Source organism: Pseudomonas sp. CDFA 610 (genome assembly GCF_021147865.1).
Taxonomy (GTDB): Bacteria; Pseudomonadota; Gammaproteobacteria; order Pseudomonadales; family Pseudomonadaceae; genus Aquipseudomonas; species Aquipseudomonas alliivorans.
Genome location: NZ_JAGTPM010000004.1, coordinates 117271 through 141382 on the forward strand (window position 1 = coordinate 117271; position 24112 = coordinate 141382).

The window sequence follows — 24112 nt, forward strand, 5'->3', positions numbered from 1 at the left end:
GTCTGCGAAGCGATGACAACTGTAACAATTGATCCCTATTCTCTCCGAAGCTCCCGACCTGTAAGGGTTTTAGCTGAGATGGCTAAAGGCTTTCTTTGGGGTGGGCGTGACCGGCGGGTCTTGAACTGGCCATTTGGTTGCACGAAACAGAGCGATCTGACGAGCGGTAGCAAAATATATTTTGTGAATTAGCGAATTAGGTCGATACACTCCGTGACGTCGTGATTGACACGAGTTGTGACATATGCCGAAAAGTTATTGATTGGGGTTGATTGATTCCTTTCTGTTCTTCAGGGTTTTCACTATCGTCCAGCCACTGACATGCGCGGTCTAGTCATGCAGTCGGGGTGCACAGAAACCATTGACCTCAAGGTCGGGCCTGTCACCTGCGCGAATCCATGGGTCAGGGCAAAAATGCCCGGCACCGTGGAAATAAAAAATTAGATTCACGAGGAGCGTTGCAATGAAGAAGTCCACCCTGGCCCTGGCCGTAACCGTTGGTGTATTGGCGCAACAGGCCGGTGCAGCTGGTTTCATCGAAGACAGTAAAGCGTCCATCAGTTCTCGTACTCTGTATTTCAACAACGACCTGCGTGAAGGCCGTCGTGCTCCGGATCAGCGCGAAACCGCTACTGGCCTGAAGTTCGACTACCTGTCTGGCTACACTCAAGGCACCGTCGGTTTCGGTCTTGATGCACAGGCAGTAATGGGTCTGCACCTGGGTGGTGGCATTCAGCACCACAACGCCGCCACGTCCAACACCGTTGTTCCGACCGACACTGACGGTTCTTCTGTCAGCGACTGGAGCCGTGCCGGCGCCAACGCCAAGGTCCGCTTCTCCAAGACCGAGCTGAAAGTGGGTAACGCTCTGGCGCCTAACCTGCCGATTCTGGTCAGCAACGACGGTCGTCTGTTGCCGCAAGCCTTCCAAGGCGGCATCGTGACCTCCAAGGATCTGGACAATGTGACCTTTACTGCCGGTCAGTTGAGCAAATCCATTGGCCGTGCTTCGAGCAACTGGACTGACCTGTCCGTGGCCGGTGCTGCCAAGACCAGCGACGAGTTCCGCTTTGCCGGTGCTGATTGGAAAGTCACCAAAGACCTGACCCTTCAGTACTACTACGCCAACCTGGAAGACTTCTACAAGCAGCACTTCCTGGGTCTGGTTCACGTTTACCAGATCAACGACAACCAGTCCTTCAAGACTGACCTGCGTTATTTCAACAGCAGCGCTGACGGCAAGAACAGCAGCAACACTTCGGGCTACAGCTTCAGCAACAACGGTGGCTATGCCAAGACTCCGGGCGAAGTTGATAACCAGACCTGGTCTGCCATGTTCACCTACACCCTGGGCGGCCACGCGCTCATGGTTGGTCACCAGCAGGTAGGCGACGACGGCGGCATGGTTTACCTCGGCCAAGGCAACGTTCGTAAAAACAACGGTCTTGGCAGTCTGGAAGGTAACGGCGGCTCCAGCTTCTACCTGTTCACTGACTCGATGATCAACGGTTTCAACCGCGCGGGTGAAAACACTACGTTCGGTCAGTACTCGTTCGACTTCGCCAAGGTTGGTGTCCCAGGCCTGAAAGCTGCGATTGCCTACCTGAGCGGTGATGACATCCGTGACGTGAACCGTGCTCGTGACTCTCACTCCGAGTGGGAACGCGACATGCGTGTTGACTACGTCGTCCAGAGCGGTCCACTCAAGGGCTTCGGCACCACTCTGCGTCACGGTACTTTCCGCGGCGACAGCGCAACCACTGCTGATACCGATCAGACCCGTCTGATCTTCAACTACACCTACAACTTCATGTAAGTGTATTGAGCGTCAAAGAAACCCCGCCCCGTGCGGGGTTTCTTTTGCCTGTTTTTTGATATTCGTTAACGATCTAACCAAAGCGATATCCATTCTTTTTAATTTACCTCGCCAGCAGGCACAGTGGTCTTGAATAAAAGACTCAATCGAACAAGACAGGAGCCACACCATGACACTGCGACTTGGCGATATCGCCCCCGACTTCGAACAGGATTCCAGCGAAGGCCGTATACGCTTTCATGAGTGGCTGGGCGACAGCTGGGGTGTGTTGTTTTCCCATCCCGCAGACTTCACGCCGGTCTGCACCACTGAGCTGGGTTTCACTGCCAAATTGAAAGACGAGTTTGCCAAGCGCGGCGTCAAGGCGATTGCGCTGTCAGTGGACCCGGTCGACTCGCACGTCAAATGGATCGACGACATCAATACCACGCAGAACACTCAGGTCAATTTCCCGATTCTGGCTGACGCGGACCGCAAGGTCTCCGATCTGTACGACCTCATTCACCCCAACGCCAGTGACACGCTGACCGTGCGCTCCTTGTTCGTGATCGATCCGAACAAGAAGGTGCGCCTGACCATTACCTACCCAGCCAGTACCGGGCGTAACTTCCACGAGATTCTGCGGGTCATCGACTCCCTGCAACTGACCGATAACTACAAAGTCGCCACACCTGCCAACTGGGTGGATGGCGAGGACGTCGTCATCGTGCCGTCGATCAAGGACGAGGAAGAGATCAAGCAGCGTTTTCCCAAGGGCTATAAGGCCGTCACGCCTTATCTGCGCCTGACGCCTCAGCCGAACCGTTGATACCTGATTCACCAAGCGTGGGGTATTCGGGCCGATTGATCGGCCCTTTTTTATGGGCGGTTTTTGAGCATTGTGATGATTGTCGCCAAAGCGTTCGCCTCTGGTTCTGCGCGGTGCGGGCGTTCGGTGGGTGATAAGCGCAAGGCAGGGTTTCCGTATATCTCCTTATGGAATAACCAAATGAAAAAATGAGATTTATAGATATAAAAAATCGCTGTTACTGTCATCCCATTCCGGCGGTTCACGCCAGTCCAGTCTTAATAAGGAGCGCGCCATGCGCACAGTTGTTTTGCGTCGAGGTCTGGCCGCTTTGTTGGCTGCCGCGGTTACGTTCGGTGCCTTGAGTCAGGCTCAGGCCGAGGACCTGCGTATCGGCTATCAGAAATACGGCACGCTGGTACTCCTCAAGGCCAAAGGCTCTCTGGAAAAGCGTCTGGCCGAGCAGGGCGTGAAGGTGCAGTGGACGGAGTTCCCCGGCGGCCCGCAATTGCTGGAAGGTCTGAATGTGGGTTCGATCGACTTCGGCGTCACCGGCGAAACGCCGCCAGTGTTCGCCCAGGCGGCCGGTGCCGATCTGTTGTACGTGGCCTACGAGCCGCCCGCGCCGACCAGTGAGGCGATTCTGGTACCCAAGGATTCTCCCATCACCTCGGTCAAGGACCTCAAGGGCAAGAAAGTCGTCCTCAACAAAGGCTCCAACGTGCATTACCTGCTGGTGCGTGCGCTGGAAGATGCCGGCCTGAAATACTCCGATATCCAGACCGTGTTCCTGCCGCCCGCCGATGCCCGTGCCGCGTTCGAGCGTGGCAGTGTCGACGCCTGGGTCATCTGGGACCCGTACCAGGCCGCTGCCGAGAAACAATTGCAGGCGCGCACCCTGAGAGACGGTTCCGGCATCGTCGACAACCATCAGTTCTACTTGGCGACAAAGCCCTACGCCCAGAAAAATCCGAAAGTGATTCAGGCGCTGATCGAAGAAGTGCGTGCGGTAGGAGAGTGGTCCAAGGCCAATCCCGAGGAAGTGACCAAACAGGTCGCGCCCTTGCTGGGGCTGCCAGCCGATATCACGCTGACTTCGGTCAAGCGTCAGGGCTATGGCGCGTTGTTCATCACGCCGCCGGTGGTGGCCGCTCAACAGAAGATCGCCGACACCTTCTACCAGCTCAAATTGATCCCCAAGCCGCTCAGCATTGCTGACGTGGTCTGGACGCCACCTGCTGCTGTTGCTCAAGCACAGTGATTGACAGGCCCTTCGAGGAGACCACTCCATGAGCCTCAGTGCTTCGCAACGCATCATTCATCGGCTGGCGCCCTGGGCGCTGCCTGTCCTGCTGCTGGCGATCTGGCAACTGTCGGTCAGTGCCGGCTGGCTATCCACACGCATTCTTCCTGCACCCAGCGCCGTCATCGAGGCGGGTGTAACGCTGGTTTCCAGTGGTGAAATCTGGACACATCTGGCTATAAGCGGCTGGCGCGCCGGCCTCGGCTTCGTGATCGGCGGCGGCATCGGTCTTGCGCTGGGCTTCATCACCGGTCTGAGCAAATGGGGCGAACGTCTGCTGGACAGCTCGGTGCAGATGATCCGTAACGTGCCGCATCTTGCACTCATTCCGCTGGTGATCCTGTGGTTCGGCATCGATGAGACCGCCAAGATATTTCTGGTGGCATTGGGCACGCTGTTCCCGATCTACCTGAACACCTATCACGGCATACGCAACATCGACCCGGCGCTGGTGGAAATGTCGCGCAGCTATGGCCTGTCCGGCTTCAGCCTGTTTCGCCATGTGATCCTGCCAGGCGCCATGCCATCGATTCTGGTCGGCGTGCGCTTCGCACTGGGTTTCATGTGGCTGACGCTGATCGTGGCCGAAACCATCTCGGCCAGCTCCGGCATTGGCTATCTGGCCATGAACGCCCGTGAGTTTCTGCAAACCGACATCGTGGTGCTGGCCATCGTGCTGTACGCCGTACTCGGCAAGCTCGCCGATCTGGCGGCGCGGGGTCTGGAGCGGGTCTGCCTGCGCTGGCACCCGGCCTATCAAGTCAGCAAAGGCGGTGCCGCATGAGCAATCTGAAACAACAACCGGCACACCTGCTGCGCGGCATTCCACTGGCGATTCAGAACATCAAGAAGGCGTTCGGCTCACGTGAAGTGCTCAAGGACATCGACCTGCACATCCCGGCCGGACAATTCGTGGCAGTGGTGGGGCGCAGCGGCTGCGGCAAAAGCACCCTGCTGCGCTTGCTGGCCGGACTCGACAGCCCGACCCGGGGCGAGCTGCTCGCAGGCTCTGCGCCGCTGGGTGATGCCCGCGAAGACACACGTCTGATGTTCCAGGAAGCCCGCCTGCTGCCGTGGAAAAAGATCATCGACAACGTCGGTCTCGGCCTGACGGGCGACTGGCGCGGACAAGCTCTTGAAGCGCTGGAAGCCGTCGGCCTGGCCGAGCGTGCCAATGAATGGCCTGCCGCATTGTCCGGCGGTCAAAAGCAGCGCGTTGCACTGGCACGTGCGCTGATCCACAAGCCGCGCCTGCTGTTGCTCGACGAGCCGCTGGGTGCGCTGGATGCGTTGACGCGCATCGAAATGCAGCAACTGATCGAAAAACTGTGGCACCAGCATGGCTTCACCGTGCTGCTGGTGACACACGATGTCAGCGAAGCCGTTGCCATTGCCGACCGCGTGATCCTGATCGAAGAAGGGCGTATCGGCCTCGACCTGCTGGTCGAACTGCCGCGCCCCAGAGCCCGTGGCTCGCATCGCCTCGCTGCACTTGAAACCCAGGTGCTCAATCAGGTGCTGGCCGTTCCCGGCTCACCGCCTGAGCCCGAACCCTCATCACCACTGCCCACGCAGTTGCGCTGGGCCACTTAACCCCGATCCCCCAAAGGAAGACCTGCCATGACTATCAAAGCCATCAACGTTCGTAACCAGTTCAAAGGCACCATCAAGGAAATCGTCCACGGCGATGTGTTGTCCGAAATCGACGTGCAGACTGCGTCCGGCGTCGTGACATCCGTGATCACCACCCGTTCGGTCAAGGAGCTGGAACTGGTCGTGGGCAGCGAAGTGATTGCCTTCGTGAAATCCACTGAGGTCTCGATCGCCAAGTTGTGATCAGGCTTCAACCCCCGACCCCGAACGGTGACGACCCTTCGGGGTTTTTTCGTCTGGACTAGGTTTTGTACGAAAAGTCGGCGAGCGAAGGTCAGGCAAGGCAAAAACAGGCGAGGAAGCGGAGTCTACGTGTTGTAAATGAGCATTCCGAGCCTGTTTTTAACGCAGCATCACCGAGCGCAGCCACTTTTCGTACAGAGCCTAGCAGTTCTGCCAGGTACAATTCGGCCCGGGATCAGGGGATGCTGATGATCATTCTTTGGAGGGTTGGACATGGCCTCTTCAGCGCAGACCGCACTTTGCCGCTATCGCTATGATGCGCTGGACCGACTGGCTGCCAAGGCTCCCGCGACAGATACCGAGGTGCAGCGGTTCTATCAGAAGAACCGTCTGGCGACTGAAATTCAGGGCGCTGTGCAGCGCCATATTTTTCAGTATGAGGACGTGCTGCTGGCTCAGGCACAGTGGGCGCAAGGCGAGGCATCTACCGACATTCTGGCGACGGATCAGCACCGCTCCGTGCTCCAGAAACTGTTCAATGCCGGGCTGGAACCGCTGGCGTATATGCCTTACGGGCATCACCCCATCAAGAGCGGCCAGGCCTCTTTGCCAGGCTTCAATGGCGAACCGTACGACCCGGTGACGGGGCATTATTTGCTGGGTAATGGCTACCGCGCGTTCAATCCGGTGTTGATGCGGTTCAACAGCCCCGACAGTTTGAGTCCGTTTGAAGACGGAGGGTTGAATGCGTATGCGTATTGCGAGGGTGATCCGGTTAATTTTGAGGACCCGACAGGGCACGTAAATATAGCTTATCAAAGATATGCAAGATCATTGAACGCGGCACGCCCAACTGTCCTACAACTTAACCCCCAAAGCATGTCAATTCAGAGAGCCAGCACAAGCCAGACACCTGCGCGGGTGTCGACACCCATCGCCGTCGGTCAGGTGGGCAGCGGTTCGTCTTCCACACCACCCTCCGCTCTGCCGCAACCATCCTCCTCGGTACCCGTTGCGGCCTCTTCCTCTGGGGGACATGCGAATAGTTGGCGTGGCAACACCGGCATTCTGTCTGACGAGGAAAAGGCTAGGATACAGTCTTTATTGTCCAGAGATATCAGCCCCAGCCCGCCGTCGACGAAACAACAGATTGATATTGCGGAAAGGCGTTTTCAAAATAGGTTCAAGGATGCAGATGCATTAATACGGCATTACGAGGCGTCGTTGAGCGTTGAAGGCAGAAATCTGCGTTATGACTCTGGTCTTAAGCGAGGACTTGCGACTGCGAAATCAAATAAAAAGAGGGATGCTGACGGCTACAAGCAATTTATGAAAGAGCTTGAGTTGCGCACCAGTGATAATGTCAGAGCGGTGCGCCAGTCTAAGTGACGCCTCACAGTAAGGCGCGCTTACAGCGCTTTGTCATCCGCCGGCTTTCTCTTGACCAGGATGGGCGGCAAGTACAAGCCGACGTACGCATCAAACACCCGCATCCCTTCCACCGCCATGCGCGGTGTGATTTCACCGTGCAGTTGCACCGAGCGGGCGTAAACCCGGTCGCCCAGCTCCATGGCCAGCGCGAACACATCCACGTCGTCCGGCAGTGCAGGCAGGTGGAAATGGCGGTTGAACACGTCGAGCATCAAGTGACCCAGTTCGATGTCGTGCTGACGATCCGCCTGGTTGATTTCGGTCAGGCCGTGTTGCGCCAGGATCAACTGACGCGCTGCGGCGTCGGCGTTGTAGATGTCCAGCATGCGCATCTCTACGACCCGCGACAGGTCTCGCCAGTTGTCGAGTGAGTCATGTTCGATAGGCGCTTGCAGCGAGGCGCGAAAGGCTGCATGGATGTCTGCCGTCAGGGCTTCAAGCAACGCGGGTACGCTGGCGAAGAAGTGATAGACCGAGGACGGCGGAATACCCGCACGCTCCGCCACACTGTAAATCGACAGGCTGGCCACCCCTTCCGACGCCAGCAACGTACGGGCCGCGTCCAGAATCGAGTCGATCCTGGCCTGGCTGCGTGCTCGGGGTTTGCGCGGGGCGGCGGTACGGGTCATGACAAGGCTCTCGGTTGAACGAGCGCCATTGTAAGACAAACCCTTCATGCCTGTCGGTAAGCGAAGCGGCTCGTGGTTCAGTAACCCTGGCCGCGATCCACCTGGCCGTTCATGGCTTCGCCGCGTTCGAAGCGTCGAATGTTGTCCAGCAGCCCCGGGAACGCGCTTTCCGGCTGGGTCATGGCCGCCACGTGTGGCGTCAGCAAAATGTTCGGGTGTGCCCAGAACGGATGATCGGCCGGTGCAGGTTCCTGTTGCAGCACATCCAGCACTGCAGCGCTGAGCTGGCCGCTGTCCAGCGCCGACAGCAGATCGCTTTCCACCAGATGCCCACCGCGCCCCATATTGATCAGCGCAGCGCCTTGCGGCAGTTGCTCGAACAGCCTGCTATTGAGGATGCCTTCGGTTTGCCCGGTCAAGGGCAGCACGCACAACAGAATGTCGCACTGCCCCAGAAAGGCCGGGAGCTGTTTTTCACCGGCATGGCACGCCACGCCCTCAATGCGATGCTCGCTGCGCGCCCAGCCTGACAGCTCGAAACCGAACGGTTTCAGGCTCGACAGAATCTGCTGCGCTTGCAGGCCCAGCCCCATCACGCCTACCCGGCGCTGGTGGGCGGGGGTCAATGGATGCGCTTTCCAGCGTCCTTCTACCTGTTGTTGCCTGTAGCGCAGCATGTCGCGATGCAGACTCAGCACCGCAAACGTCGCGTATTCGCACATGCCCCGGCTGATGCCCGGATCGAGCAGGCGCGCGACCGGCAGCGATTTCGGTATGCGGCGCAGGTCCAGTTGATCGACCCCCGCCGACAGCGCGAACAACACTTTCAGGTTCGGCAGTACCTCCTGCAAATCATCCGGTGCCAGCCAGGCGCCCAGATAATGCACGTCGTCCGGATTACCGATGTTTGGCCATTCCCGCCATTCGATGTCTGGCGCGTGTTCGGCGAACAGTGCTCGCCAGCGTTCGGCGCGTGCAGGATCGGCTTTATAGAGGAAGGCGGGCATGGGCTTTTCCTGAGTATGAGAGTGGGGCTCCATCTTGCCGCAACGCTGAAGCACGATCTGTTGAAAGGCCCGTTCTCAAGCGCTGTACGCGCTGAAAAAGTGCGTTTTGCGGCAGATTAACCGGGCCTTCGAGAGCGTGAAGGAATCTGCCGTTTGCGAGGTGAAAAACAGTCGATATGGACTTCTGAGGGGCCAAGTTCGGCTTAGATCGTTTCGCCGAACGCTTAACCTGAACAGCATCGCAGCCACCCGCCGGTTGCCTGGCTCACTATAGGTAAAACCATGAACAGCAAAGTCGACGAAACACCTCATCTGCTCCGTCAGCGCGATCAATTCGTACCGCGCGGCATCGTCACGGCCCATCCACTGGTTATCGACCGTGCGCAGGGCTCCGAGTTGTGGGACGTCGACGGCAAGCGTTATCTGGACTTCGTGGGCGGCATTGGGGTGTTGAACATTGGCCACAACCATCCGAACGTGGTCAAGGCCATCCAGGGGCAGCTGGAAAAAGTCACGCACGCCTGTTTTCAGGTGGTTTCCTATCAGCCTTACGTGGACCTGGCAAAACGCCTGAGTCTGCTGGTGGCAGGGCCGAGCGGCATCGATCACAAGGCGGTGTTCTTTACCTCTGGCGCCGAAGCGGTGGAAAACGCGGTGAAGATTGCTCGCGCTCACACCAATCGTCCGGCGATCATTTCTTTCCGTGGCGGCTTTCATGGCCGCACCTTGCTCGGCACCACGCTGACCGGCATGAGCCAGCCGTACAAGCAGAACTTCGGGCCAATGGCACCCGAGGTGTTTCACACCCCGTATCCGAACGAGTACCGCGGTGTCACCAGCGACATGGCGTTGGCCGCGCTGCATGAACTGCTGGCGACCCAGGTTGCACCCGACCGCGTGGCGGCCATTCTCATCGAGCCTGTGCAGGGCGACGGTGGTTTTCTGACTGCACCGGTCGAGTTTCTGAAAGCGCTGCGTGCGCTGACCGAACAGCACGGCATCGTGCTTATTCTGGATGAGATCCAGACCGGCTTCGGTCGTACCGGCAAGTGGTTCGGATTCGAGCACGCCGGAATCCAGCCGGATCTGGTCACGGTCGCCAAGAGCCTTGCGGGCGGCATGCCGTTGTCCGGCGTGGTCGGCCGCGCCGAGATCATGGACGCACCGCTTCCGGGCGGTCTGGGCGGTACCTATGGCGGTAATGCGCTGTCCTGCGCCGCCGCGCTGGCAGTCATCGACACCTACGAGCAGGAAAATCTGCTGGCGCGTGGCGAGCAATTGGGTCAGCACCTGCGTGCCGGCCTGCTCAAGCTAAAGGAGCGTTACAGCTGCATCGGTGACGTGCGTGGCACCGGTTTCATGCTGGCCATGGAAATGGTCAAGAACGATGCCGAGCGCAGCCCCGACGCGGACCTTAACTCGAAGATCATTGATCAGGCACGCATCGGCGGCCTGCTGGTGATCAAGTGCGGCGTGTACCGCAACGTGCTGCGCTTCCTGGCACCGCTGGTGACCACCGAGCAGCAGGTTGACGAAGCACTGACCATCCTCGACGCCGCGCTGGCACGAGTATTGAAATCCAACTGAGCCCGGCCCGGTCGTGGTGTTGCAAGACGCTGCGACCGGGCGCTGAGGTTCCACTGTTGGAAAGGAGACGTTGCCTGCCATGGGGCTTATTGATTACCGCGCACTGCTGATCGATTGTGATGAAGTTCTGGTGGATCGCGACTCCGGGGTGTGGACCGCCTTGCAGCCGCTGCTGGACAACGCCGTGTCCGCACCGGACCGCGACGCTGTGCTGACCGAATTCAACGCGGTCATCGCAACGCTCTATCCGCGTTTTGACGAGCTGGGCTTCAGTGGCCTGTTGTGTTTCGCCCATCGCCAGCTGGCCGAGCGGCTTGGCATCAAGACCAGTTGGGAGGAGGGCATGACCTTTGCCCGCTCGGTGCCCAACTGGACGCTGTTCGAAGACGCCCCCGGCGCCATGCTCTATCTGCGCAAGTTCTACCGGCTGCTGGTCTATGCCGACCGTGATCTGCAGGACCGCGGTCTGCTCTGCGAGCGGCTTGGCCTGGAACCTGACAGTCTGCTGTCGCTGACGACTCATCCACTGGACGATCCGCAATGGCTTGCCGGGATGGATCTGGACCCTGCCGAAACCCTGGTGGTGTCGCGTCCGCCTGCCACGGCGCTGGGCAGCGGCGGTCTTTGCCTGATCCGCAGAAGCCGTGCGCAACACAGCCAGCCATGTACCGCAGACATCTGCATCAACAGCATGGCCGATCTGGTCGCTCAGCATCAGCTGTCCTTACGGCGCTGATTTTGCTAGAAGGTAGGCACTGTGAATGGCACAACACGAGGTAGGTAATGGAAGGCTTGGTCAAACTGGATCGGATTGATATCAATATCCTGGTAGAACTCCAGAAAGACGGGCGCATGACCAACGTCAGCCTCGCCGATGCCGTCGGGCTTTCCGCGAGCCCCTGCCTGCAACGCGTCAAGCGTCTGGAGTCGGCGGGTTATATTTCCAGTTACAAGGCGCACCTGAATCTTGCAAAGATCACGGAGTCGGTCACGGTATTCACGGAAATTTCCCTCAGCGACCACAAGCGCGAAGACTTCGCCAAGTTCGAAGCCAACATCCGTCATGTTGATGAGGTGCTGGAGTGTCACTTGATCAGCGGCGGATACGATTATCTGGTGCGCTTCATGACCCGTAGCATCCAGCACTATCAGGAAGTGATCGAAGAACTGCTGGACAAAAACATCGGCATCTCCAAGTACTTCAGCTACATCGTCATCAAATCCCCGGTCATGAAAGACGGCGTGCCGTTGCGCAAACTGCTGCGCCACTGACACCCGGCGATCACGCGGAACGACCCGCAAAAAGTACGACCCACAAAAAAGGAGACCCGAAGGTCTCCTTTTTCAATGCGGCAGGGCGATCAGAACAGAACGCGGCTGCGGATGGTGCCTTTGATGTGCTGCAGCTTTTCTTGCGCCAGATCCGAGTATTCGGCGTCGACGTCGATCACAACGTAACCCACTTTCTCGTTGGTCTGCAGGAACTGACCGGAGATGTTGATGCCGTTCTCGGCGAAGACCTTGTTGATCTCGCTGAGCACGCCCGGGATGTTTTCGTGGATGTGCAGCAGGCGGTGCTTGCCAGGGTGAGCGGGCAGGGCCACTTCCGGGAAGTTGACCGAAGACACCGAGGTGCCGTTGTCGCTGTACTTGACCAGCTTTTCTGCCACTTCCAGACCGATGTTGGCCTGCGCCTCGGCAGTGGAACCACCGATGTGCGGGGTCAGAATCACGTTGTCCAGGCCGCGCAGCGGGCTTTCGAAAATGTCGTCGTTCGAGCGAGGCTCGACCGGGAACACGTCGATGGCCGCGCCGATCAGGTGCTTGTCCTTGATCGCCTCAGCCAGAGCGTCCAGCTCGACCACGGTGCCGCGCGCCGCGTTGATCAGGATCGCGCCTTTCTTCATGGCACGGATTTCCTTCTCGCCGATCATCCACTGGGTGGACGGCAGTTCAGGCACGTGCAGGGAAACGATGTCGGCCAGACCCAGCAGTTCATTCAGGCTGGTGACCTGGGTTGCGTTGCCCAATGGCAGCTTGGTCAGCGGATCGAAGAAGAACACCTGCATGCCCAGGCTCTCGGCCAGAACCGACAACTGCGTACCGATCGAGCCGTAGCCGATGATGCCCAACTTCTTGCCACGGATTTCGAACGAGTTGGCAGCGCTCTTGATCCAGCCGCCACGGTGGCAGGACGCATTCTTCTCGGGGATGCCGCGCAGCAACAGGATGGCCTCGGCCAGTACCAGTTCGGCAACCGAACGGGTGTTGGAGTACGGTGCGTTGAACACCGCGATACCGCGCTCACGGGCAGCGTCCAGGTCAACCTGGTTGGTGCCGATGCAGAAGCAGCCGACCGCGACCAGTTTCTTGGCGCAATCGAACATTTCTTCGGTCAGTTGAGTGCGGGAGCGGATACCGATGAAATGAGCGTCGGCGATCTTTTCCTTCAGCTCGGCTTCCGGCAGAGACTTGGTGTGGTACTCGATGCTGGTGTAACCGGCTGCCTTGAGGACGTCGACGGCGGATTGATGGACGCCTTCGAGAAGAAGGAACTTGATCTTGCTCTTGTCGAGGGAAGTCTTGCTCATCTGCGTAAACCTGTGTCCCGGAGAAAATTGGCAGGGGGTGGCCGAAACGGCGTCAGGCGCTGTTCACGGGGGGCGTATGCTAGCATAAGCCCCCCGCGAAACCCCATTCTTGAACGTGAACCGTTCTCAGGATGCCCATGAATTGTTCGAGAGTTGAGTCCATGACCCATCCCGCTTTGATTGATGAGCTCAAGACCCTGGTCGACCCCGGCAAAGTGCTGATCGACGAGGATTCCCTGCAGACTTACGGCAAGGACTGGACCAAGCAATTCACCCCGGCCCCGTTGGCCATCGTGTTTCCCAAGACCACCGAACAGGTGCAGGCCATCGTGCGCTGGGCCAACGAGCGTCTGGTTGCGCTGGTGCCTTCGGGCGGCAGAACCGGGCTCTCGGCAGCCGCGGTCGCGGCCAACGGTGAGGTGGTGGTTTCGTTCGACTACATGAACCGGATTCTGGACCTCAACCTGACCGATCGCACGGCCGTCTGCCAGCCGGGCGTGATTACCCGGCAATTGCAGTCGATGGCTGAAGAAAACGGGCTGTACTACCCGGTCGACTTCGCCTCGTCGGGCTCCAGCCAGATTGGCGGCAACATCGGCACCAATGCGGGCGGGATCAAGGTCATTCGCTACGGCATGACCCGCAACTGGGTCGCCGGCCTCAAGGTCGTGACCGGCAAGGGCGATCTGCTTGAGCTGAACAAGGACCTGATCAAGAACGCCACCGGTTACGACCTGCGTCAGTTGTTCATTGGTGCCGAGGGCACACTGGGCTTCGTGGTCGAAGCCACCATGCGTCTGGACCGTGCCCCGCGAAACCTGACCGCCATGGTGCTCGGCACCACCGACTTCAATTCGATCATGCCGGTGCTGCACGCTTTTCACGGCAAGCTCGACCTGACGGCCTTTGAGTTCTTTTCCGACAAGTCATTTGCCCGAGTCATGGCGCGGGGCGACGTGCCTTCGCCGTTCGATACGCCGTGCCCGTTCTATGTGCTGCTGGAATTCGAAGCGACCACCGAGGATCTGGCCAATCAGGCCCTGGCGACCTTCGAACACTGCGTCGAGCAGGGCTGGGTGCTGGATGGTGTGATGAGCCAGAGCGAGCAGCAGTTGCGCAATCTGTGGAAGCTGCGCGAGTACATCTCCGAAACCATCTCGCACTTCACGCCCTACAAGAACGACATCTCGGTCACTGTCTCGAAAGTGCCACAGTTCCTGGCTGAAATTGACGCCATCGTCGGTGAACACTATCCCGACTTCGACGTGCTCTGGTACGGCCACATTGGCGACGGCAACCTGCACCTGAATATCCTCAAGCCGGAAAGCCTCGACAAGGATGAGTTCTTCGTCAAATGCGCCCGCGTCAACAAATGGGTGTTCGAGACGGTCGAGAAATACAACGGCTCGATTTCCGCCGAGCACGGCGTCGGTATGACCAAGCGTGACTACCTGACCTACAGTCGCTCGCCGGTGGAAATCGAGTACATGAAGGCCATGAAGGCGATCTTCGACCCCAACGGCATCATGAACCCCGGCAAGATATTCGCTGTTTGATTACGGTCGCAGCGCTACAAAAAATCCTATAAAAACCTTATAAAAGCCGCATCTACCAGACTCAGGAGACGTCATGAGCTACCAGCACAAATATGTCGATGGAACGAATATTCACTTCCCGCTGGGCAAAGTGGTGTGTATCGGTCGCAATTACGCTGAGCACGCCAAAGAGCTGGGCAACCCGGTTCCCACCGAACCGTTGATCTTCATGAAGCCGGGCAGCGCCGTGGTTGCGCTGGAAGGTGGCTTCACCATTCCGGCCGACCGTGGCTCTGTGCACTACGAGGCCGAGATCGTAGTGCTGATCGGCAAGCCGCTGACCAAGAACCCATCCCGCGAAGAAGTACTGGATGCGATCAGCGGTTTTGCACCAGGCCTGGACCTCACCTTGCGTGACGTGCAGTCGCGTCTGCGTGAGAAAGGCCTGCCGTGGGAACTGGCGAAGTGCTTCGACGGTGCTGCGGTCATCGCGCCCTTCGTGCCAGCCGAGACGTTCCCGGACCTGACCGACATCGGCATTCGTCTGACCCTCAACGGCAAGGTCGTTCAGGACGGCAACAGCAGCCTGATGCTCAACCCGATTGTGCCGATGATTCAGCACATGGCGGCCAACTTCTCCCTGCAGGCCGGCGATATCATCATGACCGGTACGCCAGCGGGCGTGGGGCCGTTCGAAGCCGGCGATAAGATCGTCCTCGAACTGGGTGGTCAGACGCCGTTCGAGAGCGTCGTTCGCTAAGCGTTTCGAAAACCGCTCACCGCAAGCCATCCGGATCAACGTCCGGGTGGCTTTTGTTTGTCCGCTGGGTAATAGTTCATTCCGATTTGCGTTTTTTTCACACCTGTTCTGGATAATCCTGCCGGCCCTTCAAGGGCGATAAGCCCTATCGACGTTACCTCTGCTCGGGAACACCTTGAATGCCCTCTTCTTCCCAAACACTGCCTGCTTCCAAGAAACGCTTTGCCTTCATTCGAAGTCTGCGCTGGTACTCGTGGCTGCTGCTGGCGATGATCATGGGGTATGGACTGGCCTTCGCGATGCACTGGGATGATCGTGCGGTGCTCTGGCTTCAGGAAAGTTTCGAGAACAAGGCGGGCCGCAGCGCAAGCATCTGGTTGCCGGACTATCATGTAGATATCGATGCGAAAGCGTTGCCCGGCATGGAAAAGGACGAGGCGTCGGACCTGTCTTATAACCCGGTCACCAAGACCCTGTTCGCAGTCATGGGCAAGAATGCCTTTCTGGTCGAACTGACGCTGACTGGTGATGTGCTGCGCAAGATCCCGCTGGTCGGCTGGAGCAATCCTGAAGGCGTGGCAGTCATGAATGACGGACGGATCGCCATCACTGACGAGCGTCAGCATCAGCTTACTATCGTCAACGTCACGGCAGAGACCACGATGCTTAACATCGAGGACTTCCCGAAATACGATCTGGGCAAATCCGACAACCAGAACAAGGGTTTCGAAGGCATTGCCTGGGATCCGCGTCGCCAACAGTTGATTCTGGGCGAAGAGCGCCCCGCAGCACTGTTTACCTGGGCAAGCGATGGCAGTGACGTACTCAAGGGCGAGAAGCAGAAACTGCCAAGCCGTTCGCTGGACATGCGCAACCTGTCGTCGTTGAGCATCGACCCGCGCACCGGTCACATGCTTGCGCTGTCGGCGGACTCGCATCTGCTGCTGGAGCTGGACGAGCAGGGTGAACAGGTCAGTTTCATGACGTTGCTTGGCGGCATGAATGGCCTGAAAGATACGATTCCGCGTGCTGAAGGCGTTGCGCTGGATGAGGCAGGAACGTTGTACATGGTGAGCGAGCCGAACCTGTTCTATTCGTTTCGCAAGCACTGAGCCAGGACGGCAACACATAATTGGTAAGAAAGTAGCACTACGCCATTAAGCTTGTTTTCAGAATGGCGTGCTATCAATGCCGCCCGCTCAACCTTTCGAGTCACCTCAATGCGTCGCTCTACCCGCTCTTTGCTCGTGCTGATTATCTTCGTGCCGTTGATCGCCCTGCTGTTTTCCATCGCCAACCAGCGATACCGGTTTGTGGAGCGTGCCCAATTCGACTGGCAGATGTTCTGGCAGTCCGATTCACAGGAAGCCATTGGCCTTGATCAATACCGGGCCGTGATTGAAGGGCAGGTCATCGACGGGCTGACGGATGACGTCTCTGGCCTGAGCTACGATCCTGATCGCAAAAGCCTGTTCACGGTGACCAACCAGAACGCCGAAATGGTCGAGCTCGGCCTCGATGGGCGCATCCTGCGCCGTATCAAATTGATCGGCTTCGGTGATGCAGAAGCCGTCGAGTACATCAGTCCGGGCGTTTATGTAATCAGCGACGAGCGCCAGCAGCGCTTGATCAAGGTGCATATTGATGACAGCACCCAGTCGGTGGATGCGGCCAATGCCGAACAACTGACGCTGGGGCTCAATGCGGGTGGCAACAAGGGTTATGAAGGTCTGGCCTATGACCGGCACGGCGAGCGCCTGTTCGTCGCCCGCGAGCGTGATCCGGTGCAGATCATCGAAGTGCGCGGCTTCCCCAAGACGAATGCAGGCGGCCCAGGCAATCTTCAGGTGATTTCCGACAGCAAGCGCGATGCGGGTCTGTTCGTGCGCGATCTATCCAGCTTGCAGTTCGATCAGAACAGCGGCCACTTGTTGGCGCTGTCCGATGAGTCCAGGCAGATCGTCGAGCTGGGTATCGATGGCCGTCCGATCGGCAGCAGCTCGCTGAAGAAAGGGCAGATGGGGTTGAGCAAGACCGTGCCCCAGGCCGAAGGCGTTGCCATGGACGACGATGAAGTGCTGTATCTGGTGAGCGAGCCGAATCTGTTCTATGTGTTTCGCAAGCCCTGACGGTTTCAAGCATTGGCTTGCTGAAAACAAAAGTGCCCACGCGAGGTGGGCTCTTCTTGACGCCGTAACGCTTAGCGGGTCAGGGTTTTCACGCCTTCAGCCGTGCCCAGCAACAGCAGATCCGCAGGGCGTGCAGCGAACAGGCCATTGGTGACCACGCCGACGATGGCGTTGATCTGTGCTTCCAGCTCCACCGGGTTGGTGATGCTCATGTTGTGCACATCGAGAATGATGTTGCCGTTATCGGTCAGCACGCCTTCACGGTAGACAGGGTCGCCGCCCAGCTTGACCAGTTGGCGCGCTACATGGCTGCGTGCCATTGGAATCACTTCAACCGGCAGCGGGAAAGCGCCCAGCACGGGCACCAGCTTGCTGCCGTCGGCGATGCAGATGAAGGTTTTGGCGACTGCCGCCACGATCTTCTCGCGGGTCAGGGCTGCGCCGCCGCCCTTGATCAGGTTCAGATGCTCGTCGCTTTCGTCCGCGCCGTCGATGTAGAACTCCAGATCGCTGACCGTGTTGAGTTCATACACCGGAATGCCGTGGCCCTTGAGGCGCGCAGCGGTGGCTTCGGAACTGGCGACGGCGCCGTCGAACGCAGCCTTGTGCTGGGCCAGTGCGTCGATGAAACAGTTGGCCGTGGAGCCGGTGCCGACGCCCACAATGCTCTTGTCGTCGAGCTTTGGAAGGATGAAATCGACAGCTGCCTGGGCGACTGCCTGTTTGAGTTGATCCTGGGTCATGCGGGCTCCACGGTGCCAGAGGTGTGCAAAAGGGCCCGCATTATAGCGGCGACTGCGGCGCAAAGCCCTGTCATTCGTATGGTCGTGCATCGGAGTGCGGGGTAGACTTGCCGGTCTTGCCCTTTTCATCAGTGATGTCGCCCCGATGCTTGAACAGTACGTCAAGAAAATCCTCACCTCACGCGTCTACGACGTCGCCATCGAGACCCCGCTGCACGGCGCGCGTCAACTGTCCGAGCGACTGGGCAATCAGATCCTGCTCAAGCGCGAAGACTTGCAACCGGTGTTCTCGTTCAAGATTCGCGGCGCTTACAACAAGCTGGCACAACTGACCGCTGAAGACGCGGCGCGCGGTGTGGTCACGGCCTCGGCGGGCAACCATGCGCAGGGGCTGGCGCTGGCAGCCCGGGAGTTGGGCATCAAGGCGACCATCGTGATGCCGCGCACCACGCCCGAGATCAAGGTCGAAGGCGTGCGCTCACGCGGCGCAACGGTGGTGCTGCATGGCGATTCGTTTCCCGAAGCGCTGGCGTATTCGCTGAAGCTGGTCGATGAGCAGGGCTTTGTGTACATCCATCCCTACGACGACCCCGACACCATCGCCGGGCAAGGCACGGTGGCGATGGAAATCCTGCGCCAGCAGCCGGGTCAACTGGACGCGATTTTCGTGCCCGTGGGCGGCGGCGGACTGATCGCGGGCATTGCGGCCTACGTCAAATACCTGCGGCCCGACATCAAGGTCATCGGCGTCGAACCGGACGATTCCAACTGCCTGCAAGCCGCCCTGGCCGCGGGCGAGCGTGTGGTGCTCAGCCAGGTCGGGCTGTTTGCCGATGGTGTGGCGGTGGCGCAGATCGGCCATCACACGTTTGAAGTCTGCCGTCATTACGTGGATGAAGTGATCACGGTCAGCACCGACGAGATCTGCGCCGCCATCAAGGACATCTACGACGACACCCGCTCCATCACCGAACCGTCGGGTGCGCTGGCCGTGGCCGGCATCAAGAAGTACGTCGAACAGCGCGGCGTCAGCGGCCAGACCCTGGTGGCGATCGACTCCGGGGCCAACGTCAACTTCGACCGCCTGCGCCACGTGGCCGAACGCGCCGAACTGGGCGAAGGGCGCGAAGCGATCATCGCCGTGACCATCCCGGAAAAGCCGGGCAGCTTCAAGGCCTTCTGCGAGGCCATCGGCAAGCGGCAGATCACTGAATTCAACTACCGCTACCACACCGACCGCGAAGCGCACATCTTCGTCGGCGTGCAGACCCACCCGGAAAACGATCCGCGCAGCGCGTTGATCGCCAGCCTGACCGAGCAGGGCTTTCCGGTGCTGGACCTGACCGACAACGAACTGGCCAAACTGCACATCCGCCATATGGTGGGCGGACATGCCGAGCGCGTCAGCGATGAAGTGGTGCTGCGCTTCGAATTCCCCGAACGGCCTGGTGCGCTCTTCAACTTTCTCAACCGCCTGGGCGGACGCTGGACCATCTCGATGTTCCACTACCGCAACCACGGCGCGGCGGATGGGCGAGTCGTCGCAGGGCTGGTGGTGCCCGAGGAGGAGCGGCATCTGGTAAGCCAGGCACTCACCGAGATCGGCTATCCGTATTGGGATGAGAGCGAGAACCCGGCGTACAAGTTGTTTTTGGGCTGAGGCCCCAAGGCTTTGTAGGCCGGGACGCGGAGCGTTCTGAGCGGCCTTCCCACGCGGAGCCTGGGAACGATCAGTGTGAGGGCCATGACTGAGCCCGTTAACGCAGGTCTGACTGCTAGACTCAACCCGTCACGATTCAAGAGGAAGACCCTGCAATGGAACCCGTCACCGCCCTGAAAACCCTGCACATCGCTGCCATCACGCTGTTGCTGCTCAGCGCTCTGGTGCTGGCCAGTGGTGTCGTCAAGGTGCGCCTCGAGGGCGATGCGACCATCCAGACCCGTCTGCTCAAGCGCCCATTGCTGTTCTTCTGGCTGCTGATGGCGGTCTGTCTGGCGATTCTGCCGTTCAGCGGCTGGTGGCTGGTGCATTCGTTGGGGCTGTCGCTGGGGCAGACCTGGGTGTTGGGCAGCAGCGTGCTGTACACGTTGGGCCTGTTCAGCTGGGTGTGGCTGGTGGCGAGGCTTGACCGATTGCGTCTGGGCGCCAGGACCGACAGGCGTGGCTTCACATTGGCGCTGGCGATGATCAGTGTGGTGAGTTTCGTCGTGATCGCCGGTTTGATGGGCTTCAAACCGGCGTAAGCACTGGCGTCAATTGCGCAGCGTAATGACCGGCCAGCCGCGCTGCTCGGCTTCAGCGCGCAGTTTCGGATCGGGATCGACCGCCACCGGATTGGCCACTTGCTCCAACAGCGGCAGGTCGTTCATCGAGTCGCTGTAAAAATAGCTGTCCTCAAGGCTGAACGCATTCTCCTCCAGCCACAGATTCAGCCGTGTGACCTTGCCTTCACGGAAGCACGGAATGCCTGTGGTGCGGCCGGTATAACGGCCATCGACCATTTCGCATTCGGTGGCCAGCAGTGTCTCGATCCCCAGCTGTTCCACAATGGGCGCCGTCACGAAACGGTTGGTTGCGGTAATCACCACCAGCTTGTCGCCCGCCGCACGGTGTTTGGCGATCAATTCAATGGCCTTGGGCAGCATGATCGGTTCGATGCAGTCGCGCATGAACTCACGATGCCATTGCGCCAACTGATCCATCTCGGTCGCGCCCAGAATTTCCAGCGTGAAGTTCAGGTACTCGGTCATGTTTAACGTGCCGGCCAGATAATCCTGATAGAACTCATCGTTACGCGTTTTGTAGGACGCGGTATCGAGGATGCCGCGACGGCACAGATAATCACCCCAGGCGTGATCGCTGTCGCCGCCCAGAAGCGTGTTGTCGAGGTCGAATAGTGCCAGGCGCATGCGGTTACTCGCTGAATTAGCTGAAAAAAGAGCACCAGAATACGAGGTTTTCACAAGTCTTCACATAAGGTGACGAGCCTCGTTGCTGGTTTGATCGCCTTTGTGGAACAATGCGGCGACATGCGTTTGCGAGGTTGTTGCCGTGATCGACCCCGATGGTTTCCGTCCTAATGTCGGGATTATTCTGACAAACGATGCTGGTCAGGTCCTATGGGCTCGGCGTATCAACCAGGATGCCTGGCAGTTTCCGCAAGGGGGAATCAACCCACAGGAGACGCCGGAAGACGCGCTTTATCGTGAGTTGAATGAAGAAGTCGGACTCGAACGACATGATGTGCAAATACTTGCCTGCACTCGGGGCTGGTTGCGTTATCGTCTGCCGCAACGACTGGTGCGTACTCACAGCCAACCGCTGTGTATCGGCCAAAAGCAGAAATGGTTTCTCCTGCGCCTGATCTCCAACGAGCAGCGGGTGCGGATGGATTTGACCGGGAAACCGGAGTTCGATGGCTGGCGCTGGGTCAGTTATTGGTATCCGCTTGGCCAGGTGGTGACATTCAAGCGCGAGGTGTATCGACGCGCACTCAAAGAGCTTGCCCCGCGCCTCTTATCGCGCGACTGACACGGAGTTCGACCCCGAGCCATGCTCAATACGCTGCGCAAGATCGTCCAGGAAGTTAACTCCGCCAAGGATCTCAAGGCGGCGTTGGGCATTATTGTGCTGCGCGTAAAGGAGGCCATGGGCAGCCAGGTCTGCTCGGTCTACCTGCTCGATGCCGAAGCCAACCGGTTTGTACTGATGGCCTCCGAAGGCCTCAACAAGCGGTCCATCGGCAAGGTCAGCATGGCGCCGAACGAAGGCCTCGTTGGCCTCGTGGGTACGCGCGAAGAACCGCTGAACCTCGAAAACGCTGCCGATCACCCTCGCTATCGCTACTTTGCCGAAACCGGTGAAGAACGTTATGCGTCGTTCCTGGGTGCGCCGATCATCCACCACCGCCGTGTGGTCGGGGTGTTGGTGATCCAGCAAAAGGAGCGCCGCCAGTTCGACGAGGGCGAAGAAGCGTTCCTGGTTACCATGAGTGCGCAGCTGGCAGGCGTTATTGCCCACGCTGAAGCGACTGGCTCGATCCGTGGTCTGGGTCGCCAGGGCAAGGGTATTCAGGAAGCCAAATTCGTCGGCGTGGCCGGTTCGCCCGGCGCTGCGGTGGGGGTGGCGGTGGTCATGCTGCCGCCTGCGGATCTGGAAGTGGTGCCGGACAAGACGGTCACGGACATCGCTGCCGAGCTGGCGCTGTTTCAGAACGCGCTGGAAGGCGTGCGCAATGACATGCGCACCCTGTCCGCCAAACTGGCCACACAATTGCGCCCTGAAGAGCGTGCGTTGTTCGACGTCTACCTGATGATGCTCGACGATGCCTCGCTGGGCAGCGAAGTCACCAACGTCATCAAGACCGGTCAGTGGGCGCAGGGCGCGTTGCGCTCGGTGGTCAACGAACACGTCAAACGTTTCGAACTGATGGACGACGCCTATCTGCGTGAGCGCGCCTCGGACGTCAAGGACCTGGGCCGCCGTCTGCTGGCGTACCTTCAGGAAGCGCGGCAACAGGCGCTGGTCTATCCCGACAATACGATTCTGGTCAGCGAAGAGCTCTCGCCAGCCATGCTGGGTGAAGTGCCGGAAGGCAAGCTGGTCGGTCTGGTCTCGGTGCAGGGCTCCGGCAACTCCCACGTCGCGATTCTGGCCCGGGCAATGGGCATTCCGACGGTCATGGGGCTGGTGGATTTCCCGTATTCCAAGGTCGATGGCATCGACCTTATCGTTGACGGCTACCACGGTGAGGTCTTCACCAACCCCAGCGACATCATGCGCAAGCAGTTCGGCAAAGTGGTCGAGGAGGAGCGCCAGCTCTCCCAGGGCCTCGATGCACTGCGTGAGCTTCCGTGCGTGACGCTCGACGGACACCGCATGCCGCTCTGGGTCAACACCGGTCTGCTCGCCGACGTGGCTCGCGCTCAGCAGCGTGGCGCCGAAGGCGTGGGTCTGTACCGAACCGAAGTGCCGTTCATGATTAATCAGCGTTTTCCGAGCGAGAAGGAACAGCTGGCGATCTACCGTGAACAGCTGGCCGCCTTCCATCCACTGCCGGTGACCATGCGCAGCCTGGACATTGGTGGTGACAAGGCGCTGTCCTATTTTCCGATCAAGGAAGACAACCCGTTCCTCGGCTGGCGCGGTATTCGCGTCACCCTCGATCACCCGGAAATTTTTCTGGTTCAGACCCGCGCCATGCTCAAGGCCAGTGAAGGCCTGAACAACCTGCGCATTCTGCTGCCGATGATCTCCAGCACCCACGAAGTGGAAGAAGCGCTGCACCTGATCCACCGCGCCTGGGGCGAAGTGCGTGACGAGGGCACCGACGTGCCGATGCCGCCGGTGGGCGTTATGATCGAAGTCCCGGCTGCGGTCTATCAGACCCGCGATCTGGCGCGTCAAGTGGACTTCCTGTCGGTCGGCTCCAACGACCTGACCCAATACCTGCTCGCCGTCGACCGCAACAACCCGCGTGTCGCCGATCTTTACGATTACCTGCACCCTGCGGTGCTACAGGCCCTGCAAAGCGTGGTGCGTGACGCCCATGCCGAAGGCAAGCCAGTCAGCATCTGCGGCGAAATGGCCGGTGATCCGGCAGCGGCGGTGCTGTTGATGGCGATGGGCTTCGACAGCCTGTCGATGAACGCCACCAACCTGCCGAAAGTGAAGTGGATGCTGCGCCAGATCAACCTGAGCAAGGCCAAGGACCTGCTGGCGCAACTGATGACTAACGACAACCCGCAAGTCATCAGCAGCTCGCTGCAACTTGCGCTGAAAAACCTTGGTCTGTCGCGGATGATCAACCCTGGGTCCGTGAAGGGGCACTAGGTTTCTCTGTTGAATTGGCGTGCGCTAGGCCTCCTCAAGCACCCACCAAGCTGCTGGAGAAACGTTTCTCTCGTGGGAGGCGGTTTGCCGGCGATTCGATTTGTCAGGCGACCTGTCAGCAGCTG

At 59.2% G+C, this 24112-nt stretch carries 23 protein-coding genes; 18 read left to right on the forward strand and 5 right to left on the reverse strand.

Translation table 11 applies throughout. The features are described from left to right. The first annotated feature begins 463 nt into the window (after positions 1-463). The 7 genes from KDX39_RS08485 to KDX39_RS08515 all read left to right on the forward strand — a co-directional run bounded on the left by KDX39_RS08485 (position 464) and on the right by KDX39_RS08515 (position 7131). On the forward strand, positions 464-1816 hold the full coding sequence (locus KDX39_RS08485; protein WP_231660023.1) for an OprD family porin: 1353 nt from the start codon (positions 464-466) through the stop codon (positions 1814-1816). A gap of 169 nt (positions 1817-1985) precedes the next feature. After that, on the forward strand, positions 1986-2624 hold the full coding sequence (locus tag KDX39_RS08490; RefSeq protein WP_231660024.1) for a peroxiredoxin: 639 nt from the start codon (positions 1986-1988) through the stop codon (positions 2622-2624). A 274-nt stretch (positions 2625-2898) separates the two neighbouring features. Next, positions 2899-3864, forward strand: a complete 966-nt coding sequence (locus KDX39_RS08495) for a sulfonate ABC transporter substrate-binding protein (RefSeq protein WP_231660025.1) — start codon at positions 2899-2901, stop codon at positions 3862-3864. 28 nt (positions 3865-3892) lie between these two features. Next, on the forward strand, positions 3893-4690 hold the full coding sequence (gene ssuC / locus KDX39_RS08500; RefSeq protein WP_231660026.1) for an aliphatic sulfonate ABC transporter permease SsuC: 798 nt from the start codon (positions 3893-3895) through the stop codon (positions 4688-4690). Then, positions 4687-5499: an aliphatic sulfonates ABC transporter ATP-binding protein gene (gene ssuB / locus KDX39_RS08505; RefSeq protein ID WP_231660027.1), complete on the forward strand. Its 813-nt coding sequence runs from the start codon at positions 4687-4689 to the stop codon at positions 5497-5499. The genes ssuC and ssuB overlap by 4 nt, the downstream gene beginning before the upstream one ends. 27 nt (positions 5500-5526) lie before the next feature. After that, the gene (locus KDX39_RS08510; RefSeq protein WP_002555770.1) at positions 5527-5742 is read left to right on the forward strand and encodes a TOBE domain-containing protein; all 216 of its coding nucleotides are present in this window, start codon (positions 5527-5529) and stop codon (positions 5740-5742) included. Between the two features lie 273 nt (positions 5743-6015). Beyond that, positions 6016-7131: an RHS repeat-associated core domain-containing protein gene (locus KDX39_RS08515; RefSeq protein WP_231660028.1), complete on the forward strand. Its 1116-nt coding sequence runs from the start codon at positions 6016-6018 to the stop codon at positions 7129-7131. 20 nt (positions 7132-7151) lie between these two features. Here the strand turns inward: KDX39_RS08515 and KDX39_RS08520 are convergent, their stop codons facing one another. Then, complete coding sequence (locus KDX39_RS08520) at positions 7152-7802, reverse strand: TetR/AcrR family transcriptional regulator (protein ID WP_231660029.1); 651 nt, start codon at positions 7800-7802, stop codon at positions 7152-7154. Positions 7803-7879: 77 nt separating this feature from the next. Continuing rightward, positions 7880-8809, reverse strand: coding sequence for a 2-hydroxyacid dehydrogenase (locus KDX39_RS08525; RefSeq protein ID WP_231660030.1), 930 nt, complete (start codon positions 8807-8809; stop codon positions 7880-7882). Between the two features lie 282 nt (positions 8810-9091). Between KDX39_RS08525 and gabT the strand changes: the two genes are divergently transcribed. The 3 genes from gabT (at position 9092) to KDX39_RS08540 (ending at position 11668) form a co-directional block, all read left to right on the forward strand. Further along, positions 9092-10396, forward strand: coding sequence for a 4-aminobutyrate--2-oxoglutarate transaminase (gabT, locus tag KDX39_RS08530; protein WP_231660031.1), 1305 nt, complete (start codon positions 9092-9094; stop codon positions 10394-10396). 79 nt (positions 10397-10475) lie between these two features. Beyond that, positions 10476-11132, forward strand: a complete 657-nt coding sequence (locus KDX39_RS08535; protein WP_231660032.1) for an HAD family hydrolase — start codon at positions 10476-10478, stop codon at positions 11130-11132. A 47-nt stretch (positions 11133-11179) separates the two neighbouring features. Continuing rightward, entirely contained in the window at positions 11180-11668 is a 489-nt protein-coding gene (locus KDX39_RS08540; RefSeq protein WP_002555947.1) for an Lrp/AsnC family transcriptional regulator, read from the forward strand. Between the two features lie 89 nt (positions 11669-11757). On the opposite strand, the gene serA is transcribed toward KDX39_RS08540, so the two are convergent. After that, positions 11758-12987 (reverse strand): phosphoglycerate dehydrogenase, encoded by a 1230-nt coding sequence (gene serA, locus KDX39_RS08545; RefSeq protein ID WP_231660033.1) that lies wholly within the window; start codon positions 12985-12987, stop codon positions 11758-11760. A 161-nt stretch (positions 12988-13148) separates the two neighbouring features. On the opposite strand from serA, the gene KDX39_RS08550 reads away from it, so the two are divergent. The 4 genes from KDX39_RS08550 (at position 13149) to KDX39_RS08565 (ending at position 17411) form a co-directional block, all read left to right on the forward strand. Next, complete coding sequence (locus KDX39_RS08550) at positions 13149-14543, forward strand: FAD-binding oxidoreductase (protein WP_099227313.1); 1395 nt, start codon at positions 13149-13151, stop codon at positions 14541-14543. 73 nt (positions 14544-14616) lie between these two features. After that, positions 14617-15282, forward strand: coding sequence for a fumarylacetoacetate hydrolase family protein (locus KDX39_RS08555; protein WP_231660034.1), 666 nt, complete (start codon positions 14617-14619; stop codon positions 15280-15282). 179 nt (positions 15283-15461) lie between these two features. Further along, positions 15462-16394: an SdiA-regulated domain-containing protein gene (locus KDX39_RS08560; RefSeq protein ID WP_231660035.1), complete on the forward strand. Its 933-nt coding sequence runs from the start codon at positions 15462-15464 to the stop codon at positions 16392-16394. A gap of 108 nt (positions 16395-16502) precedes the next feature. Beyond that, positions 16503-17411 carry an SdiA-regulated domain-containing protein gene (locus tag KDX39_RS08565; RefSeq protein ID WP_231660036.1) on the forward strand — a complete coding sequence of 303 codons (909 nt, stop codon included), beginning with the start codon at positions 16503-16505 and terminating at the stop codon, positions 17409-17411. A gap of 71 nt (positions 17412-17482) precedes the next feature. On the opposite strand, the gene rpiA is transcribed toward KDX39_RS08565, so the two are convergent. Beyond that, entirely contained in the window at positions 17483-18154 is a 672-nt protein-coding gene (gene rpiA, locus KDX39_RS08570) for a ribose-5-phosphate isomerase RpiA (RefSeq protein WP_231660037.1), read from the reverse strand. A 145-nt stretch (positions 18155-18299) separates the two neighbouring features. Here rpiA and ilvA point away from each other — a divergent pair, with 145 nt between their 5' ends. Together ilvA and KDX39_RS08580 are read left to right on the forward strand one after the other, a co-directional pair. Continuing rightward, complete coding sequence (gene ilvA / locus KDX39_RS08575; protein WP_231660038.1) at positions 18300-19814, forward strand: threonine ammonia-lyase, biosynthetic; 1515 nt, start codon at positions 18300-18302, stop codon at positions 19812-19814. A gap of 155 nt (positions 19815-19969) precedes the next feature. Then, on the forward strand, positions 19970-20398 hold the full coding sequence (locus KDX39_RS08580; protein WP_231660039.1) for a DUF2269 family protein: 429 nt from the start codon (positions 19970-19972) through the stop codon (positions 20396-20398). A 9-nt stretch (positions 20399-20407) separates the two neighbouring features. On the opposite strand, the gene KDX39_RS08585 is transcribed toward KDX39_RS08580, so the two are convergent. Continuing rightward, positions 20408-21064 carry an HAD family hydrolase gene (locus KDX39_RS08585; protein ID WP_184322033.1) on the reverse strand — a complete coding sequence of 219 codons (657 nt, stop codon included), beginning with the start codon at positions 21062-21064 and terminating at the stop codon, positions 20408-20410. A gap of 142 nt (positions 21065-21206) precedes the next feature. On the opposite strand from KDX39_RS08585, the gene KDX39_RS08590 reads away from it, so the two are divergent. Then, positions 21207-21686 (forward strand): RNA pyrophosphohydrolase, encoded by a 480-nt coding sequence (locus KDX39_RS08590; RefSeq protein WP_002555745.1) that lies wholly within the window; start codon positions 21207-21209, stop codon positions 21684-21686. A gap of 21 nt (positions 21687-21707) precedes the next feature. After that, positions 21708-23987, forward strand: a complete 2280-nt coding sequence (gene ptsP, locus KDX39_RS08595; RefSeq protein ID WP_025994331.1) for a phosphoenolpyruvate--protein phosphotransferase — start codon at positions 21708-21710, stop codon at positions 23985-23987. The last annotated feature ends 125 nt before the right edge of the window (positions 23988-24112 follow it).